Below are 18,441 nucleotides of genomic sequence, written 5' to 3'. Positions count from 1 at the left end.
CAGTGGCGGCGATGGACAGCGAACAGCCCACCCCGCCCCACAAGGGGCGGCACCGTGCCCACAATCGGCCGGCTCGCCCGCACGCCGTGTTGCTGAGGCTGTCCGATGAGGAGAAGACCGCGATCGATGTGGCGGCGGAGGCCGTTGCGCTGACCCCGACCGGCTATGCCGCCAAGGCCGCTGTCGCCGCCGCCTCCGCCGGCCAGGCATCGAGTGAGGCGACTGGTGACCTGCGTGAGCTGCAGCACGAGTTGTTCGCCGCGCGCCGCGCGGTGGTGATGTTCGGTAACAACGTCAACCAGGCTGCTGCGGCGTTCAACGCCACCGGCCAGCTCCCGGACTGGGCCGCCGACGCTGTCCGCTTGTGCGCGGCCGCGGTGGCCCGGCTCGACGAGGTGATCTCCCTGATTGACCGGAGATTGCGGTGATCACGCGAGTACACCGACGAGGTTCCCAGGTTGGAGGACTACTGCGCTACCTGTGGGGCCCGGGCAAGGCAGAGGAACACGTCAACCCGCGCCTGGTAGCCGCCTGGGACGGCGCAGCCCCCCTGACGGACCTGGAGCCCAAGGTCACCGCCAGCGGCAAGCGGAACCTTCGTGCGCTGACTGAGTTGCTGGAGCAACCTGTCCGCGCCGGCTACCGGCCGCCGAACAAGTTCGTGTGGCATGCCAGCATGCGACTCGCCCCAGAGGACCGCCACCGCACCATCAGCGACTCGACGTGGGCGAACATGGCGGTGCAGATGCTCACCGAGGTCGGCGTCGCCACCACCGCCACCGATCCGGGCTTGCGGTGGATCGCGATGCGTCACGCGGACGATCACGTGCACATCGTCGCCACGCTAGTGCGCGAGGACGGCCGCACCAACTGGATGCGCAACGACTACCCGCGCTGCGTGAAGGCCACCTATGAGGTCGCCCGCCGCTACCACCTGCACCGCCGGGTCGCGCCCGCTGACCGCACCGCCCATCGGCGCCCGCACCCGGTCGAGGTCAGCAAGGCCCAGCGCACCGGCCGCGCCCAAACGCCCCGCGATGAGCTGCGTCGGCGCGTACGCAGGGCGGTGGCCGCCGCCGGCTCGGAGGACGAGTTCTTCGCCCGGCTACGCGACGCGGGCGTGCTGGTCCGATTCCGGAACAGCAGCACCGACCCCGATCAGGTCACCGGGTACGCGGTGGCGCTGCCCGGCGCCCGTACCGCAGCCGGGCAGCCGGTGTACTTCGGCGGAGGCCGGTTGGCACCCGACCTGACCCTGCCCAAGCTGCGGCTGCGGTGGGGCATCCCGATACCGCCGCTGGCCCCGCCGACGGTCGGCACGGCCGAGCGTGTTGAGGCGCTGCGCCAGGCCGCCACGGCGGTCACTGCGGCCGCCGACGACATCCGCCGCGACGCCCGTACCGCACCCGGCCGGGCGCAAACCACTGCAGTCGCCGCAGCGGACCTGCTGACGAGCCTGGCGTACGGGATGGAGGGTGACCGGCGCGGGCCGCTGCACCGGGCAGCTGAGGTGTTCGACCGAGCAGCCCGCGGTCTGTACGGGCGGGTCCGTCAGACCACCGGCCGGTCGCAGGAGATGCGTGCGATGTCGCGGCTGGTAGCGCTGATGGGCCGCATCTCCGGCGACGACGACCTGGTTGCCGCGCTCGCGTTGGTGATGGACCTCTCCCGCCTCGCGGACACTGTCGAGCAGCTGCGGAAGGCCCAGCGGCGTCTCCACCAGGCCGAGGCGGCTCGGACCGCTGCCGACGCGCTGCGGCTGGTAGCGGGTGGCCGGCGACCGGTGGTAACGCCGCCGCTAACGGTCACGGCAACACCAGTACCGACAGTGGGAGGCGGCCGGCGTGCCGCGCGTGGCCGCTGACGCACGCACTGGAGGTACACGTGCCGCACCCGCAGCACCACGACGACCCGGTGGCCGAGACCCGCCAGCAGTTCCTGCAAGGGCTGGCGACGATGGCGACTGTCGGCGAGGCCGGCGCCCGCTGGGCCGCCGTCGGTATCCAGAACAAGGCCGCCGAACGAGAACGCCAGGCCCAACGCGACCAGGCCGCCACGACGGCCCGCCGTGAAGCCGACCGCTTGGCCGCCAAGGTACGCGCAGACCGCGAACGGATGGCCGCCGCGCTCGACGGGGACTGGCTGGTCACCAGGGCCACCTTCGCCGAAGCCGCCGGCGTGTGGCGGACCGCAACGATCCACGCCGGCACCGACCCGGTAGCCCGTCGGGCCGCCGAGTTCGCCGAGCAGCGACTCCGTCAGTTCCGCCCGGATTTGATGGCCGCCTACCAACGCCACCGGCAAACCGGAACCCCGATCTCCGAGGCCATGCGCGCCGCCGCCCGCGAAATATGGGAACACGACGCCCGGTCCGGCTACCGCCAGCACGGCGCGCGTCCGCACGGCGGCACCCCCGACCGGCCGGGAATCACCCCGGAGGGGCCGGTCGCGTTGCCGCCGGGTGGTTGTGGGGTGGTCGACGACTTCGACGCCGCTGTCCGCCATGAGGCCATGAAACTGGCGGAGCACGTACGGCCCGAAGCCCTCGACGAACTCCAACGCCAGTGGCGCGCCACCGGCAGACTCCCCGCAGGCGAACCCGTGCAACTCCTTCGCGACCTCGCCGCGCAGATGAACCAGGCCATCAGGGCCGGCGAAGCCGACGGGCAGCCGGTCGAGGCGATCCGCCTCGCACAGAACCACGTGGAAGAAGCCCTGGCCCGCGATCTGTACAGCCGGGCGGCCGCAGAGCGCGGCGAAGGAGTCCGTGCCGGCGGAACGGTGGACGATCCCCGTACCCCGGTCGATGAGCACGCTGCCGGGCAGTCGGCGAGCGTGTTCCACGACAACAGCGCCGATCACACCGCCGCAACGGCGGCTGCCGTCCATCACGCCGAGACAGTCACGACGCCGGCCTGGGCACAGGCCTTCCCAAAGCTTCGCGTAGCCCAGGTCACCCCGGTGGTCGCCGGGAAGCAGCCTGCGGTAACGGTTACTGCGGTGCCGATGCGGGGCAGGGCCCGATGACGGCCACCGCGTCACAGCAGCCCGGCACTGACGCAGCTACTCGACTCGATGAGCTCGCCGCTGAGGTAGCGAGACTAGCGGCGCAGGTCGCCGACCTGCAGCAGACCCACGCCGAACGCACCCAGGCCGGCGATGGGGATGATCAGCCGCCGCTGTACTCGACGGTCGAGGAGTGGGTGACTATGTACCTGCTGCCGACCTTCCCGCGGCCCGTCGGTGAAGTCGGCATGACAAGGTGGCGCTGGTGCGAGCAGTGGTGGCGCCACGACGAAACGGTAACCCGGCTTACAGCCTTGTGGTACGGCTGGGAACAAGCCCGCCTACAGATGACCGGCATGCTGCCCTGGCTGCGAGAACTCGACCACCAACTACCCATCCTGTACGGCGACGACGGACCATTCCGCAACTGCGCTGCAGGCGGCGACCTCGGAGAGACACGACACCAGTTGTTGGCGGAGATGCCAGCCGAGCCCGCGCCAGAGGACTGGTGGCTGTGGTGGGACTGACACCGCTTCGGGCCGGCAGCTTGTGGCCTCTCATCGCTTGCCGTAGCGCACGTGGCAGCGATGTTAAATTTAGACAAGCACCGTGCCTCGGCTGCCGACGCCGCACTGTCCGCCGGTGCCGCTTTCGCGACCACTTGCGGCCTCGGGCTCGGCATCCTTGGGGCGCTGGGTGCAGTAGATGGCCGCAGATCGGCTGTTCACGCGCCACCGGCTAACAACGCGCGCCGTTGCGTTGGTGTCTGTGGCGGGCGCCGCAGCCAAGCTATGCTCGGCCATATTGATGGCCTCGGTAACAACTCGAATCGCCGGCTGACTGTCGCCATAGCGACCGGCGCTGTGATAGCCATGGCTGGTGCCGTAGTGCTGATCACCAAACATGAATCTGCTACCAAAGCTGTGGGCGTTGAGGGGTACAAGACGCTGCTGCAGTTCCTTCTGGTCGCGGTGCTCGGCGGCGGTGTGTCCCTCGTCTACCAAGCGTTCAACCGCCAGGCCGAGCAGCGCGCCGAACGCGCGAGGCTGGCGGAGGAACGCGCCACGGTCGTACGGGAGACGCGGCAGCGGTACCTCGGCGAGCTCATCGGCCTCTACAACTCCGTGAAGCGGACACGGCGGCTTTTACGCGCCCGCGCCCAGGTCTACACGGCATCAGGCGACAGTCACCTGCGTGTGGCGATGTATGACGAGCACCTTCAACTTCTCGTGGACGCTCAGCTGAGCCTTGAGATGGTGGTACGCAACGTGCGCGCCGAGGGCACCCTGTTCGACGCCGAGCCCGACCTTCTTCCCTCGTTAAGGGAGACCGAGGAATACGTCCGCGATTTGATCAGCGAGTACGAGACGGTTATGCCCGAGGTGACGCAGGGTGCTACGGAAATCCCTACGCCTCCGCAACTTGCAGACTTTATCGGGTCGTACGAGGGCTCCGCGTTCCGCGTTCGATTCATTCGTCCCGTCCAGGCCGCGATGGCGGCAATCGAGCGTCTCATCACAGCGCCTGCACCGTGACCTTTGCCCGGCGCCCCTCTTATCCCCAGACGTTTAGGAGGACCCGATGAACCATGATGACGGCCTAGAGCGAGTTCTAGCGCGGGTCGGACTGCGATCGGCGCGGCGAGACCTAAGGCAGTGGGCAGAGGACAACGAAGTTTCGCTCTTTCCCTCGAACTGGTCAGCGTCGGGATTCACCTCCGCGCAGGTTTTCGGTGTATACGTGCACGAGGACGATTCCAAAGGAATCATTATCAAGGTGGACACCTCCGGCCACCGCGGGCTAAGAGAGTCCAAAGCCCACGAGAAGGTTCTGAGGAAGTCCGGTGATTTTGGGAAGAAGCACTTGGCCCAAGTCGCCTACTCAGCCCAGCCGATGTCGGACGGTGGATGGATCACGTTTCAAAGCGTCGCTGGTGGCGGCTTCGGCACGCTCGTCAGCTTTGACGAGATGCTCCGCCGGCACGACGACCCTGCGGCAACGTGCCAGAAGATCGTTTCGTCGCTGCTCTCCGAGTGGAACGCCAAGACGGTCAAACCCGGCCCTGCCTCCGCAGGGCAGCTATTGCGAGAGCTGCTCGACGACCGCATAGAGCCCGGCGGTACCCTCCACGAGTGGGCCAGCAGGCACAACGGTCTCCTGGACGAGCCACACCCCTGGCTATACGGCAGCGATGGCCCGCTGATCAATCCCTTCGCGCTGGCAAAGAATGATCGCATCGGAGGAGCGCTCCTCCTAACCCCCTTTCGCGGGCACTCCCACGGCGATCTCCATCCCGGCAACCTGCTGGTCGCCGAAACGGCAACCGAACCCGTCGATTACGCGCTGATCGACCTGTCTCGTTACCGGACTGATGGGTTGCTGGCATGGGACCCCTGCTACCTGATGTGCACCACCGTCGCAATGCGCTTGCAGAAGGGCGACAGCATCAACCGGGCAAGATTGCGAGAGGTGCTACTGACGCCGAACCCGGACAAGATTGATGGTTCCATTCCCCGGGACCTCCGCCATACGATCTCAGGCATCGCTCAGGGCGAGCGGGACTACGCTGAGCGGAAGGGCCTGCTCGAGGAATGGCCGCAGCAGCGGCTCGTCTGCCTCACCGCTATCGCCCTGATTCTTTCAGGCCGTACTCTACTTGAGCCTCCTGAAAGACAATGGTTTTTCTGGCTAGCCGCACACGCCGCCACCGAAATGCTCCGACCCTTGAGAATCGATGTTGAGAAGCCGCTGCCGCTCCGTGTGGAGCTCATCCGACATCCCGCCCTCGACTCGAATACTGCGACGGGAGGCAGGCCAGGCGCTAGGGAAGACAGGTTAGCCGCCGGACAGGGATCGGGCACCGGACCGATTTATCACGACGCGGCGTGTGAAGCGCTGCGCAAGCGCCTGACGGAAGGCCCGTCCGGCGTGGTCGTCGTAACCGGACCGCGCGGAGTGGGTAAGACTACGCTGGTAACGGCGTCCTTGTCGGACATGGGCGTCGGCCGACCTCAGGTGTATTGGACGCCGACCGTCGAAGGGCTGCGCCTGGACGCGAAGACCCTCATCGACTGCATCGAGGGCGCCGCCCCTGCGCTCGCGGACGGCGCGGTCCCGACCGTTCACCTGCGGCGCGAGGCGTCGTCGCCGGCCCGGCTACAGGCGGCACTCGACGCCGCAGTTAACCAACAGGTCATCATAGTGGTGGAAGACGCGGAGCGGCTGTTGGCGCCCGACGGGGCGCTGGCAGACGCGGAGCTAGACGAGACGTTCGAATCTTTGACGACGCGCGTCGATCACCGGGTGTCGGTGATCCTAGTCAGCGGCGTAGTCCCGAAGTCGCCCACTGGCGGTACCTGGCCTGCAGCCGAGCCGCCGATCACGATCAGCCGGCTACGATATGACCACTTCGTGAAGATGCTCAGGGATCGTCCCGGCGGATTTTCCCGCCTGCGACGCCTAGACGACGATGCATTCGGCGTGCTGTACCGGGCTCTTCAGGGCAATCCGCGTCTGACCAACCTGTTCCACGCGGTCTGCGTGTTGGCCGCGCATCGCGTCCGGCTCCAGGCGCTTGTCGACGAGCTGTCCTGCCTGGAGCCGAAAGAAGTGCCGGACGCCTTGCTGTGCCGACTCATCGACGATCTCGACGAGCCGACTCGACGAGTCCTGGAGGGCCTCGCCGCCTTCCGCGTTCCGGTTCCCGAGGAGAGCATCATGGCCCTGCTCGAGGAGCATCAGCCAGAGGAGGATACCCTGCATGGACTCGAGCGGCTGGTCGACAGCATGCTGGTGCGGCGGGTTGGCGATCGCTACGAGTTGACCGAGGCCGACGCCGCATGGGTTCTCGACCGCATGCCCGAGGAGACCCGACACGGCTACGAGGGCCGGTTTGATTTGCAGGAGAATGCTGCGACCTGCCTGCATGTCCTTCGTGAACAGAATCCACGCACCGTCGGGGACCTTCACATTCATTTTGCCGAGGTCCACGCGATGATAGGCGCGCGCCGATTCGAGGCGGCCTACGAAATGATCGAGGCACTTGATGAGCGTCTGCGTGAGTGGAACAGCCGCTACCTCCTGCTGGAATACCGCGAGGCGCTGTGCGGCCGCATGGAGGACAAGTACCTCGAGATGGCAAACGACAACGCGCTCGCCTGGATTCACCGTTCACGAGGGCGCTTCCATATGGCCAGGGCCGCGTACCGGCGGGCGTTGGAGCACGCAGAGACACTAGGCAACGACGTAGCGAGACTGAAGGTGAGCGCCAACCTGGCGGCGATGTCGTGGCTGGACAACGACCCCGGCGAGGCGCACAAGAAGTACGAGGAGGCGCTGGCCGGCGCGGAACGGCTCGGCGATCCAGTGGTACGGATGGGCGCGCTCGAAGGGCTAGCCGATTGCTACCGGCGCCGGGGGCAGTTCGGCGCAGCGATCAAGCGCGGTAAGCAGGCGTACGCCGTACCTGAGGAGGCCGGATACCCCGCAACGTCCGCCGCCCGGCGGTCTGCGTCCCGCAGGGTCAATCTCGCACTGAAGCTTTCGCGCTGGCACGCCGAGACCGGCCGCCTGTTCGAGGCTCACCAATGGCTCGCCAAGGCGCAGCAGGAGGTGGACGAGAACGCCGACTGGTCGCACCAAGCCGCGTTGTTGAACGGACGAGCAGACCTGCTGCTGCGCGACGGCGACATGGCCGCTGCGCTCGATTTGGGGACCAAGGCAGCGGCCTTGGCCATCAAGGTGCATGATCCGATGGTCCTGACCCAGGCTCGAACCACCCTCTGCATGGCGCATCTTGCCGCCGACCGGCCCAACGACGCGGCTCGGGAGATACAGACGATCGTCCGGTACCGGCGTTCCGGGCGCTCACTCATCGTGCTTGCTTTGGCGGCGGTGGTGGCTCGTAAACAACGGCGCATCGCCATTGCTCGGACGCGCTTCAACCAGCTGCGCCACGAGGCGGAGGAGCGCTTTCGCGACCCCGACGACTTCGCCGCGCGGGACTTCGCGGCGCTCGCGATGTGTGCTGATGTGCTGGATCACAAGTTGCCGATCGAGGATGCCTTGAACGCCTTCCGTGAGGCCCGGCTCATGGCTCCGGACAGCACCGGTCTGCGCGAGCACCTCAAATTCTTGGTCAACCAGCTCGACCTTTGCGGTCGCCCTCGGGGTCAGTTGTTGGCCGTGATCGCGGTGCTCCAGGAAGCCAGCCCAGGTCACGAGCCAGAATGATCGCCTCGATGCGTGTTCGCACGTCCATCTCCTGGTAGAGGGCCTGAAGCAGGCGGAACATCGCACGCTCCGAGTATCCGGTGCGTTGAGCGAGCTGCGCCACCGTGGAACCGGCGGCGAGCTGTCGCAGCCACTCCAGTTGACGTTTGGAGGGAGTTGGTCGCCCTGGACCGAGCAACTCCGCACCGAGCGCGAGTGCGGCGGCGACCTCGGCCGGTAGCACAGCCTGCCCGTCAAGTGTCGCTTCGACCGTACGCTGCAGCGCTGCCTGCGTTGCTTGGCGCGGGAGAATCGATTGAGCTCCGGCCCGGACCGCGCGGACGCCCAACGCCGCAAACTCCTCCTCAATCAGCGCGATCACTGGCGGGCGTGCATCGGCGTCGCGGAGTCGACCGAGCAACTCCCAGTCCGTCTGCGAGATCAGCGTCAACAGCACGACCGCGCACGGAGAGTGGCGTATCCATGTCAATGGGTCCGCGGGTGTCTCGACGACGTGGCCCAGCGCGGACAAGGTTGCGGCAACCCCCTGCTGGTACATGGGCAGCGGATCAATGACGGCGACATGACCGGTCACCGGTTATGGATGTCCCTTCTCGACCTGCGCGGGGGCTACAGCGTAGGCATTTGTTTCGCTCGCCTTTCGTTCCCACGCCCGCCAGTCAGGTTCCTGCTGACTTCTGGCAGGCTCGCGCTCGACATCAGGCAGTAACCGGCAGGCGCAATTCCATTACTCTCAGTGCACGACGCCTCCCGAGGAGTGGCCGTGGTCTACGACGACGATCCCAGCGATCCGCCCCACCACGAGTTCTCCAGCAAGGACCGCCCCTTGCCCGCCCCGGAGTGTCCGCGCACCCCCGAACTCTATGATCTCATCGCCGGGGTAGTGAAGGATCTTCCGGGCGAACCGCTGGCGCGTCTGTGCTCGGAGGCACAACGCCGTCAACGTGTCCGCCAATTCCAACTCGAGTACGGGATCACCAAAGGGATGGTCTTGTACGTCCAACGTTCCCTGCATCCAGAACTGTGAGCGCCTCTTCAAGGTGCGCGAGTGCGGCCATCGCGACAGTGTCGACCGCAGCCCCGGTCTGAGTGGCCACCTGCCGGGCCACGAGGACCGCCTCATCTGGACTCATCGCTTCGAACAACAGCGGCACCAGCAGGCGCACCGCTGTGCACCTGCCGTCGATGTCCTCGAGCAGCCGGGGATGACGTCGGACGAGCTGGGTGAGGCGATGGTCGACGACCGCGCCGAGCATGGGTCGTGCCCGCTGCTGCAAGGCGGTCCGCAGCTGGGCTGTGCCGTTCGGCCGGCGCAGTAGGTCTGCTGGGTCGGCGCCGGCCACGAACTCAGCCGTCAGCAGCGGGCCGGGTGGGCGCGGTTGTCGGAGCAGTTGCCAGGCTCGGTCCACTGCGTCACGCCCGGCGGGATCGGCATCGAATGCAGCGACGATGCCCTGCGTGGCCCCGGGCAGCTCTCGCAGGCTCGCGGCCTGGCGGCCGGTCAGCATGGTGCCGCACGGTGCGAGTGCCACCGCTCCGGTCTTGCCCGACCGGGAGTACGACAGCCACACCGCAAGGACGTCGGCAGGTCCTTCGACCAGGACCGGCGTCCACCGTGCGTTGATGCGTTCCTGCTGTTCGGCGACGCCGAAGAGCAGCTGCCCTTTGTCGTAGATCGCAGTCCCCGGGCTGTTGATGTACTTGGGTATGCCCTCACCCGAGCCAGGGCCTGACCGGCCGAGGAACGCCACGGCATGCCCGGCCGCGTCGCGCACCGGGAACATGACCCGGTCCCTGAATACGTCGATGAGTCGGTCTGGATCCGTCCGGGTGCGGGTCGATAGGCCAGCGCCAACCAGGTCCTCGGTGGTGAAGCCAGCCGCACGCAGGTGATCGGTGAGCGCACTCCATCCGGGTGGGGCATACCCGACCCGCCACGGCCACTCGCGCTGCACGACGACACCGAGGCCGCGTTCGGTGAGGTAGGCGCGGGGGCCGTCGGCGCGCGTGAGCTGGGTGCGGTAGTAGGTCACTGCGGCCTCGGCGGCCGCCAGCAGCCGCCCGGGCTCAGGCCCGGTACCGCCGATCGGCAGCCCAGGTTGACTGATTCGAGGTACGCCCATAGTCGACCTCCGATATCCAAGCTAGCTTCAGCTGGCCTGTCCCCGCCAGGAGCGCTGTCGCATGCGATCCCGCCGTGCGGTGCGGGTGCCCCGCGCGTGGCGGGTCATTTCGGCGGTGGAGGTGGCGACGGCTGTGGTCAGGTACTCGGCGTTTGGTTCGTCGTACCAGGGCAGGAGGTTGAGCATGGCGACCTTGATGCCGGTGGCGAACAGCAGCGCCGAGCCCTTCGGCAGCGCTCGGATCCGCGCGGGGTCGAGGATGCGCTGTCGGCGCACGGAGGTCTGGTACGACGTGCGGCCTCGGGCGTCGCGGGTGCGGGAGGCAACGGTGACGTCGTGTTCGCCGATGAGTCGGGACAGGTCTTCGGCGAAGCGTGCGTCGTCGATGCCGGCGCCGACCAGTTTGATCGTGGCGGCCGACCAGAGGGCGTCCATGCCCTGCTCGCCCCAGACCCGGGTGCCTTGGCGGTAGGACTGCAGGATGGTCAGCGGGATGATTCCGCGGCTGCCGAAGTGGCTGTACAGCTCCGGTAGGTCTGCGATCTTGCAGACGTTCGCGGCCTCGTCGAGGCAGGCGACCAGCGGCGGGTCGAGCCTTCCACCGTGCGCTTCTGCGACGGTGACTGCGGCGCGCAGCACCTGGTCGGTGAGGCCGGCGACGAGTGGTGCGGCGGCACCCGCGCCGTCCTTGGACAGCAGGTAGAGCGTGTCGGTGCTTTCGGCGAAGGTCTCGACGTCCAGCGCTGGTAGCGGCTGATCTGGTGGGGTGACCCAGGCCATGATCGTCGGATTCGCCAGGCACGCTGCTGCGGTGCGGGCGGTTTCGTAGAGCCCTTCGCGGGTTTCGGGGGCGCCGGCTTGGCGGCCGGACATCGCTCGGGCGGAGGCTCCGAAGCCGTGGCTCTTGAGGATGGTTGCTGGCTCGCGGGAGGTGGAGTCCGACAGCCACGTCTGGACTGAGGTCAGGGTGCGGTTTTCCAGAGCGGCGGCGAGGATCAGCGAGGTGAGTAGGTCCAACGCTCCTTGGATCCAGAAGTCGTCGCTGCTGTGGGTGTTGCGGACCTGTTGGACGAAGTGGTTGGCCAGCCGGTGTGCGTCCTCGACGTCCTCCACGGTGGCCAGGGGGTTCCACCACCAGCCCTGCGGCACATGGGCGATGGACTGCGGGTCGAACACCCAGACCGTGCCGTGGGCAGCGCGGGCGGCCGCCGTGGTGGCCCACAGGTCGGGTTTGTTGCTGGTGGCGAGGGCCGGCCCCGGAGCGTTGAGGATGGACTGGACGGCCAGTGCGGTTGTCTTTCCCGCACGGGGTGCCATCACCGCGATGATGACATCCTCCCAGGAGGCATAGACGCGGGGGCCGGAGCCGCGCCGCAGCCGGTGCGCGCCGAGCACAACGCCGGCTGCCTCGGCCGGGATCTCCTTCACCGGCACGTCCGCCGAACCTGATCGCAGACGGCGAGCTTTCGTAGCCACCGCAGGCAACGTCATGGCCCGTACCTGAGAAGGGCTGGCCAGCGAGGGTAGTGGGTCCTCGGCGTCCGGCTTGCGGCCCTGCCACCACAGAGTCGCGAAGGTGACCAGGCCGACCAGCACCAGCAGCAGCACCGCGTAGACGACGCCGACCACGGCGGGGGAGACCCCGGGCCACAGCACGGCCCAGTCAGCCCGCAGCAGGTGTTGCACGTACAAGGAACCGAAGCGGGGACCAGCAGCAGAAGAAGAAGTCACGGCGGCGGCGATTCGTCCGGCCAGCCAGGACAGCCAGATCAGGGCGAACACCGCCCACACCAGCCCGAGCACCAGGTACGGGGTGAGGGGTCCGCCAGCAGTGCCGCGCGGTTCGACGGGGCGGGTGCTCATGGGCGCACCTCACGAATCGCTGAATCGGTGTCGTAGAGGTCCCATTCGTCGCCGACCAGGGTCAGCGACACCGGCAGCCCGTTACGCTCGCCGGTCTTGATCAGGTACTTGCCTCGGCCGGGATGCACGGAGCCGGCGAACCAAGCTTCCGGGGCGGCCCAGGACGCCACCAGCTCCCGCTCGGGGCCGGAGAGCTTGATGACTTCGTTGACACGGTTCAGCTCGCGAGGTGGCAGGCCGGCGAGGATTTTGATGGCGGAGCGTTCGATGAAGCCTTGTGCTTTGGCCCGGTCTTCGGCCGTGGGCAGGGCGTCGAGGTCGGCGAGGGAGTGGGTGACCATGATGCTGGCCATGCCTCGCTGCCGGTTGAGTCGGGTGAGCGCGTCGGCGTGTTCAACCAGTCCGGATGCGCCGCGTAGGGCTCGCCATAGTTCGTCCATAACGCCGAGGTATTGGCGGCGTGGTGCGAGGCCCTGGTCGGCTAGCACGGACGCGGCATCGACCATGCCGAAGCCGTACGCCCAGGTGCACAGCATGGCGGCGGCGACGAGTTGGTCGCCGGCGGCGGCGACCTGGGAGATGTCGACGCTGACGGCGGGGGCGTCGAGGTCCAGCGGTCTGGTGGTCGGGCCGTCGAAGACCCCGCGCAGGCTGCCTTCGCACAGCAGCGCGAGGGTGGGCACCAACTGGTCGACGCGGCGGCGGTACTCGCCGTCTGTGCGTGCCCGGGCCGCGGCCTGCAACTCGCCGGTGCCGGTTTCGATGAGGCTGAGCACGTCGGGCACCGTCGGGTCGTGGTCGAGGCGTTCGGTGAGTACGTCGATGGCGCGGCCGAGGATGATCTCTTCGGTGTTGTTGAGTGCGTGTCCGCGTACGAGGGCGCAGAGTGCCAGTAGCAGGGACATGCGGCGGCCGCGGATTTCCAGGCGTAGTTGTCGGGCGTCGGCGGTGCCCATGCGAGCGAGGGCGGTGCCGAGAGGGCCGGAGTCGAGGGGGTTGAGGCGGTCTAGCCCGCGTCCGATGCGGATGACCTGTCCGCCGAGGTGTTCGACGAGTCTGGTGTAGTCGGGTTTCGTGTCGCCGAGGATGAGGGCGCTGGTGCCGAAGCCGGTCATGCCGGTGATGAGTCGTTTGACCACGGTGGACTTGCCGACGCCGGGTTGGCCGAGGACGAACACGCCGGGGTTGGTGATCAGGCCTTCGCGGAGCCATTCGAGGGGGTCGAGGCAGACGACTTCGCCCCACAGCATGTGCCGTCCGATCGGAACCCCGATGGTGGGTGCCCCGGAGCCGGCGACGAAGGGGAACAGCCCACACAGTTGGACGGTGGTGCCCTGGTACTCCATGCCGGGGGAGACGTGGCTCGCTCGGCCGGTGCCGGGCGCTCGCACTCCCCAGGCAGGGGCAGCAACGGTGCTCTTCAACGAGTTTCTCCTCGCGATCAGGTCAGTGGGGCCAGTGGCGGGCGAGCTGCGGCGGGCAGACGCCGCAGGGCAGGGTGGTGGCGAAGCCGGCGGCTTGGCTGGTGCGCAGCTGCCGTAGTCGGATCTTGGCCACGTCGGCGCGGGACTCGACGTCGGCGATGGCCCGGCCCAGGTCGTCGGCGCAGATGACGGTGGTGGTGACGAACAGCGACATCAGGCCCACCCCGGAGCCGGTGGCTTCTTCCCGCGCGGTCTGTAGGGCTCGTTCCCGGTCGGCGTGGTCGCGGGCGGACTCGTCGCGCTTCTGCGCGCGGTGGTATGCCGCGCGGAACGCCGCCGCGTTGACCTCGCTCTCCACGATCCGCGCGGCCTCACCGGCGGGGAAGGGCCGGTATAGCAGGGACACCCGTTTCGGGTACGGGCCCGGGGCGAGCAGCCGTGCGAGGACGTCGGCGTGCACGTGCTGACGCGGTGCCTCGTGCCACGCCCACGACACGGACGTGCCGGAGTCGTGGGCGTACCGGTCGATTTGCTCCTCGGCCATCACGGGCCCGGCGCTGTCCCAGTCCACCCACCGGCTCAGGTCGAGCCCGGGAGCCGCGGCGAGCCGGGCCACGTCGCCGCGGCTGGCCGGGTCGAAGGCCGTACGGACGATCGCCGAGATGTGGTCGGCGCTGGCCCGGCCGAGGACGGTCAGGCCGCAGCTGCTCAACGAGTCCTGCAGGCCCGGCAGGGTGCGGCTGATCTCCTCCAGCGCTTCGTCGAGGTTCTTCAGTTTGCCGGGTGAAGCGCCAGGTCTGAAGGTCACCGACACCCGGGTTTCCACGTCCGCGGCGGCTGCCGGGGAGACTTCCACCAGGCGTTGCAGTACCCGTCGGGCTGACGCCGGCCCGTGCGGCACGATCCGCCGGCTGACGTGATCGGCCAGCCGGGAACCGGGGTCCGGCGCGGTGTCCACGGTGATGGCGACGTGGTCGACGATCGGCAGGTAGCCGAGGTTGGCCAGCCAGCCGCCCCAGTTGGCCACCCACGCCGCGCTGGCGTCCGGGTCGGCCAGCCAGGTGGAGGTGGCCGCGCAGCGCAAGGTGACCGTCATGGTGCCGAGCCGCTGGTTGTAGACCACCCCGTACGCGCCGCCGCTGTCGTCGGTGACGGTCAGCAGGGTGGTGGGGGCGAGCACACCCGGCAGCTGCCAGGCATGCTCGCCGGTCACCATCACCCCGGATCGGTACGAGGTGTAGCCGCGGCTGGTGCCGATCAGCCATCGCACCCGCTGCGTGATCCCGGCCGACAGCGGCACGCCGTCCCAGCGCAGCACCAGCAGCGCCACGAGCAGCACACACGGCCCAGCGGCAAAAGCCAGCGCCCGCAGCCCCAGCGAGCCGGAAACGATCAGCGCGGTGATCGCCAACAACACGGTGAAGGTCTGCGCCGGTCCGAGGCCGAACAGGCCCATGCCCCGGGCCCGCCGCCAGCCCCCGTAGGTGCGCACTTGTGCCTGCTCGCTGCTCACGACGACGAACTCCCGTCCCGCATCGCCGAGCTGGCGGTGTTCGCGCCCGCCCTCGCGGCACTGACCCCGGCCTGAGCGACCACCGCGCCACCGATGACGATGGGTGCTGCCGGTCCGGTCGCAGCTCCCGCCGCCCCGGCTCCGGCCATGCTGCCGCCGGTCGCTGCGCTACCACCGGCAGCCGTGGCGGTGGATGCGGTAACGCCGGTCCCGGGCGGAACGGTGGGCGTGGGCGTTACCGGACCGGGCGGGCCGCTACCAGCGTTACCGTTCATCACGTTCGGCGCGCTACCGGTCGCAGGAGAGGAGGCCGAGGTGGTCGGCATGGCTCCGGTGGGACCGTTGCCGCCGCCGCTACCGGGTCCCCGCGAGTCGAGGTAGCGGGCGTGGTCGCTGGCGCTGTGACCACCGACCGCTCCGCGCAGCGACGACGCGGCGTGCAGGCCGGCCGCTGCTCCGGCGCCGGCCATGCCGAGGCCTGCGCCGGCGGAGGCGACGCCGCCGGTGAAGGTGGTGAAGAACTTCATCAGCGCCGGCAGGGCGATCACCGACAGGGCCAGCATGCCGAGACCCATCAGCCAGTCCCGACCGTTACCGCGCATCATCACGAACGAGGTGGCGTACACCGAGACGGCTGCCGGCTTGTACAGCGCGAGCGCCAGCGACCAGCCGAGAGTCTTGTGCAGCCACTGGCTGGTGCCTCGGGTGACGGAGCCGGCCGCCGCCAATTGCAGAATTCCGGCCAGGACGACCACCGAGCCCTCGCGGAACACCATCAGGATGGTCTGCGCCACGGCGGCGAGGATGACCACGACACCGACCAGGATCATCACGAACGGTGCCACCGCAGTGCCGGGAAGCAACAACCCGCCGAGCGCCGCGCTCATCGCCTCGTTCGGTGGCTTGTCGGAATCCTTGAAGATCGCCTCATCGAGCAGCCACATCGAGTAGCTGTCCCCGGCCTTGAGGACCAGGTGGGTGCCAGCGACGCCGATGCTGCCCCACAGCGCGGTGTTCCACACGCCGCGTACGGCCCGCAGCAGCGGCTCGCCCTTTCGACTGACGACGATGGTGATGCCCTGCCAGACCAGTCCACCGACCAGCACCAGGATCGTGATCGGCAGCATGAACCCGCGCAGCTGCTGCGCCGGACCGGCAGTCTCCTGGCACTGGACCACCCAGTCAGCGGCCCACTGACTTGGATCCGAGCCATCGGTGGGGCACAGGCTGTTCGACGGGATGAGCGTCCAACTGGTCAGCAGACCGGCGACCCACTGGATCGCTTCCCTGACCGCACTGGCCAACCCGTCGAGGATCGAGTTGACCATCGAATCGCGTACGGCTGCAGGGGCGTTGGCGCCATCGACGACGACTCCGGCGCAGGTGGCAGGAAGGAATGGATTACAGAACGGCACGAGAATCACCCGCCTGTGGTGAAGGGAAGGAACGTGGCGATGTCGGGATCCGACGCGGTGGTCACCGCCTGGTCGAACGTCCCGCCGGCGGGCGCCACCAGAACCCAGTCCGACCCGGTCCAGCGCACGCGTACCTCGGTGCTGACCGTGAGCGGGCTGCCGGTGGCGCCTGGCGCCTCAGTCAGCAGCCACAGGACCGCCTCGTCGTCGGTGTAGCTGAGGATCCGGTAACCCCGCAGGGTGGCGTACAACCGCCCGAGGGGTCGCCCGGGCGCGACGCCCGCTTGTCCGCGCAGTTCGTCGTACGCCTGCGCGACCTGGACCCGCATCGAGGCCGCATCGGGCCCGACCACCTGGTCGCGCAGGGTGGGTTCGAACACAGCCGGGCCGACCTGGGGATTGACTCTCACGACGATGTGGACCGCGGCGAGTACCGCGCCGGCGCGGTCGTGCGCGAAGCCGTAAGCCAGCCCGCCTCTGCTGAAGTAGGGACCCGACCGGCCCGACGCAGGCACCGACACGCCCGCCAGGTCGACCCAGTCCAGATCGCTGGGCAGGGCCATCCGGTCACCGGCAGTCGGGCTGGCGTCAGGGCGGATTGTCAGTGCCGGATCTGCCGGTGAGGTGGCAGAGCGATCAGGGGACACGCCGAACACCGCGATAGCAACCGCGCCGGCCAGCATTGCGGTGGCCGCACACACGGCGGTGAGCATGCGGCGGCGGGTGGTGCGGCGAGCACGAGCGATAACGTCGTAGGTCATGGCTCAGCTCGGCAGAATCGCGCCGACAACGACGGCCGCGACCGCCCCGCACGTCAACCCGGCCAACACCCAGGGGATGCCGGCCGCCCCATCGGCGGCGAACGCCGAACGGTTGCGACGACCGACGGCCATCATGATCCCGCATACCAGCAGGCCGCCGACACCGGCGACGATCAGGATCCACTTCATCCAACCGATGAACAGGTTCCCGGTCGCCTCCAACCCGGGCGGCGCAGCAGGGCTCGGGTTCGGTGCGGCGGCCAGAACGCCCGTCACGGCAGCGATCGGCGCATCCGCGAGGACGGCGGCGATGGTCAGGTAGTGAACAAGCACGGCAGGTCTCCCGAAGGTCAGGACGCCCACGGTCGGGGCATCTGCCAGGGACCTTGACCAGGCATCGCTGACGGCAGAGTTGACGCTGGCGTGGCTGCCACCGCTACCGCCGCTACCAGCGACAGCCGGCAGCGGTAACGTCCCCAGCGACCCGACACCGTCGTGGCCATGGACGCGCGAATCCGAGTAACCACGGCAGTGGCGATCACGTTGGCCGTTACCAGCTGCGCCACCAGCCCACCGCCAACGCCACCCACGCCGAGCATCAACCGACCTGCGACCGGCACCGGCCCTACCTGGGTGGCCGCCCCGGTGCCGCCGCCGACGCAACCCGGCTTCTCGTACGCCGATCCGGGGCAGGTGTGTCGACGGTTCGTGACGGCCCTCTACAGTGCCGACACCCGCCGCGACGCCGGCCCGGCCGACGCCTACCAGCGAGCCATGCGCTTCGCCAGCAGTACCCTGACCGGGCAGAGCGCCGCCGCCGACCGCGACGGCCGCTGGGCGACCTGGGCTCACCACCGCGTCCACCTGACGGCGGAAGTGGAGCCCTTCGCCGACCTACCGCAACCAGCAGACAACGGAATCACCGCCCGGCGTGCGATCCGGGTGACGGTCACTCCTTTGGGCGAGGGCGGCTGGCGTGGCTGGACCGAGCACAGCATCATCGACTGCGCCCTGAGCCACCCCCGCTTTCATGGAGCTTCTTGATCATGGTCTGATGGCCGTGGGGAGGAAGTCGTCCGTGGCAGCACCGAAGAAGTACCCCGA

The 18,441-nt window shown here is 68.5% G+C and carries 17 protein-coding genes; 8 read left to right on the top strand and 9 right to left on the bottom strand.

The features are described 5' to 3' along the window. Positions 1 to 11 precede the first annotated feature (11 nt). The 4 genes from ABZ738_RS30155 to ABZ738_RS30140 are packed head-to-tail and all read left to right on the top strand — an operon-like array spanning position 12 to position 3,533. Positions 12 to 428, top strand: a complete 417-nt coding sequence (locus ABZ738_RS30155) for a hypothetical protein (RefSeq protein ID WP_357218766.1) — start codon at positions 12 to 14, stop codon at positions 426 to 428. Continuing rightward, the gene (locus tag ABZ738_RS30150; protein WP_357218763.1) at positions 425 to 1,864 is read left to right on the top strand and encodes a relaxase; all 1,440 of its coding nucleotides are present in this window, start codon (positions 425 to 427) and stop codon (positions 1,862 to 1,864) included. Before ABZ738_RS30155 ends, ABZ738_RS30150 begins: the two co-directional genes overlap by 4 nt. A 50-nt stretch (positions 1,865 to 1,914) precedes the next feature. Continuing rightward, positions 1,915 to 3,027, top strand: a complete 1,113-nt coding sequence (locus tag ABZ738_RS30145) for a hypothetical protein (RefSeq protein ID WP_357218760.1) — start codon at positions 1,915 to 1,917, stop codon at positions 3,025 to 3,027. After that, the gene (locus ABZ738_RS30140) at positions 3,024 to 3,533 is read left to right on the top strand and encodes a DUF4913 domain-containing protein (protein ID WP_357218758.1); all 510 of its coding nucleotides are present in this window, start codon (positions 3,024 to 3,026) and stop codon (positions 3,531 to 3,533) included. Before ABZ738_RS30145 ends, ABZ738_RS30140 begins: the two co-directional genes overlap by 4 nt. A 69-nt stretch (positions 3,534 to 3,602) precedes the next feature. Here ABZ738_RS30140 and ABZ738_RS30135 read toward each other — a convergent pair whose 3' ends face one another. Then, positions 3,603 to 3,911 (bottom strand): hypothetical protein, encoded by a 309-nt coding sequence (locus ABZ738_RS30135; RefSeq protein WP_357218755.1) that lies wholly within the window; start codon positions 3,909 to 3,911, stop codon positions 3,603 to 3,605. On the opposite strand from ABZ738_RS30135, the gene ABZ738_RS30130 reads away from it, so the two are divergent. Both ABZ738_RS30130 and ABZ738_RS30125 read left to right on the top strand, forming a co-directional pair. Continuing rightward, on the top strand, positions 3,894 to 4,541 hold the full coding sequence (locus ABZ738_RS30130; protein WP_357218752.1) for a hypothetical protein: 648 nt from the start codon (positions 3,894 to 3,896) through the stop codon (positions 4,539 to 4,541). The two genes, ABZ738_RS30135 and ABZ738_RS30130, sit on opposite strands and share 18 nt — an antisense overlap. Positions 4,542 to 4,746: 205 nt before the next feature. After that, positions 4,747 to 8,238, top strand: a complete 3,492-nt coding sequence (locus ABZ738_RS30125; protein ID WP_357218749.1) for an AAA family ATPase — start codon at positions 4,747 to 4,749, stop codon at positions 8,236 to 8,238. On the opposite strand, the gene ABZ738_RS30120 is transcribed toward ABZ738_RS30125, so the two are convergent. Continuing rightward, the gene (locus ABZ738_RS30120; RefSeq protein ID WP_357218746.1) at positions 8,144 to 8,812 is read right to left on the bottom strand and encodes a DNA-binding response regulator; all 669 of its coding nucleotides are present in this window, start codon (positions 8,810 to 8,812) and stop codon (positions 8,144 to 8,146) included. The genes ABZ738_RS30125 and ABZ738_RS30120 overlap by 95 nt on opposite strands. Positions 8,813 to 9,001: 189 nt before the next feature. Between ABZ738_RS30120 and ABZ738_RS30115 the strand changes: the two genes are divergently transcribed. Then, a complete protein-coding gene (locus ABZ738_RS30115; protein WP_357218743.1) occupies positions 9,002 to 9,265 on the top strand; it encodes a hypothetical protein in 264 nt (87 codons plus the stop codon). Here ABZ738_RS30115 and ABZ738_RS30110 read toward each other — a convergent pair. The 7 genes from ABZ738_RS30110 to ABZ738_RS30080 all read right to left on the bottom strand — a co-directional run bounded on the left by ABZ738_RS30110 (position 9,213) and on the right by ABZ738_RS30080 (position 17,700). Continuing rightward, positions 9,213 to 10,271: a toprim domain-containing protein gene (locus ABZ738_RS30110; RefSeq protein WP_357218740.1), complete on the bottom strand. Its 1,059-nt coding sequence runs from the start codon at positions 10,269 to 10,271 to the stop codon at positions 9,213 to 9,215. The genes ABZ738_RS30115 and ABZ738_RS30110 overlap by 53 nt on opposite strands. Before the next feature lie 117 nt (positions 10,272 to 10,388). Continuing rightward, the gene (locus ABZ738_RS30105) at positions 10,389 to 12,224 is read right to left on the bottom strand and encodes a TraM recognition domain-containing protein (RefSeq protein WP_357218737.1); all 1,836 of its coding nucleotides are present in this window, start codon (positions 12,222 to 12,224) and stop codon (positions 10,389 to 10,391) included. Continuing rightward, positions 12,221 to 13,570: a hypothetical protein gene (locus ABZ738_RS30100; protein ID WP_357218734.1), complete on the bottom strand. Its 1,350-nt coding sequence runs from the start codon at positions 13,568 to 13,570 to the stop codon at positions 12,221 to 12,223. The genes ABZ738_RS30105 and ABZ738_RS30100 overlap by 4 nt, the downstream gene beginning before the upstream one ends. A gap of 100 nt (positions 13,571 to 13,670) precedes the next feature. Further along, a complete protein-coding gene (locus tag ABZ738_RS30095) occupies positions 13,671 to 15,140 on the bottom strand; it encodes an SCO6880 family protein (protein ID WP_357218731.1) in 1,470 nt (489 codons plus the stop codon). A 17-nt stretch (positions 15,141 to 15,157) separates the two neighbouring features. Further along, entirely contained in the window at positions 15,158 to 16,585 is a 1,428-nt protein-coding gene (locus ABZ738_RS30090; protein WP_357218728.1) for a hypothetical protein, read from the bottom strand. Continuing rightward, positions 16,582 to 17,337 (bottom strand): hypothetical protein, encoded by a 756-nt coding sequence (locus ABZ738_RS30085; RefSeq protein WP_357218725.1) that lies wholly within the window; start codon positions 17,335 to 17,337, stop codon positions 16,582 to 16,584. Before ABZ738_RS30085 ends, ABZ738_RS30090 begins: the two co-directional genes overlap by 4 nt. Positions 17,338 to 17,340: 3 nt before the next feature. Then, complete coding sequence (locus ABZ738_RS30080) at positions 17,341 to 17,700, bottom strand: hypothetical protein (protein WP_357218722.1); 360 nt, start codon at positions 17,698 to 17,700, stop codon at positions 17,341 to 17,343. Positions 17,701 to 17,970: 270 nt separating this feature from the next. On the opposite strand from ABZ738_RS30080, the gene ABZ738_RS30075 reads away from it, so the two are divergent. Next, the gene (locus ABZ738_RS30075; protein ID WP_357218719.1) at positions 17,971 to 18,381 is read left to right on the top strand and encodes a hypothetical protein; all 411 of its coding nucleotides are present in this window, start codon (positions 17,971 to 17,973) and stop codon (positions 18,379 to 18,381) included. Positions 18,382 to 18,441 lie beyond the last annotated feature (60 nt).

Source organism: Micromonospora sp. NPDC047793, from assembly GCF_040642635.1.
Classification (GTDB): domain Bacteria; phylum Actinomycetota; class Actinomycetes; order Mycobacteriales; family Micromonosporaceae; genus Micromonospora.
Note: the sequence above shows the minus strand (reverse complement) of the source record. Positions and strands in the feature narration are given on the sequence as shown.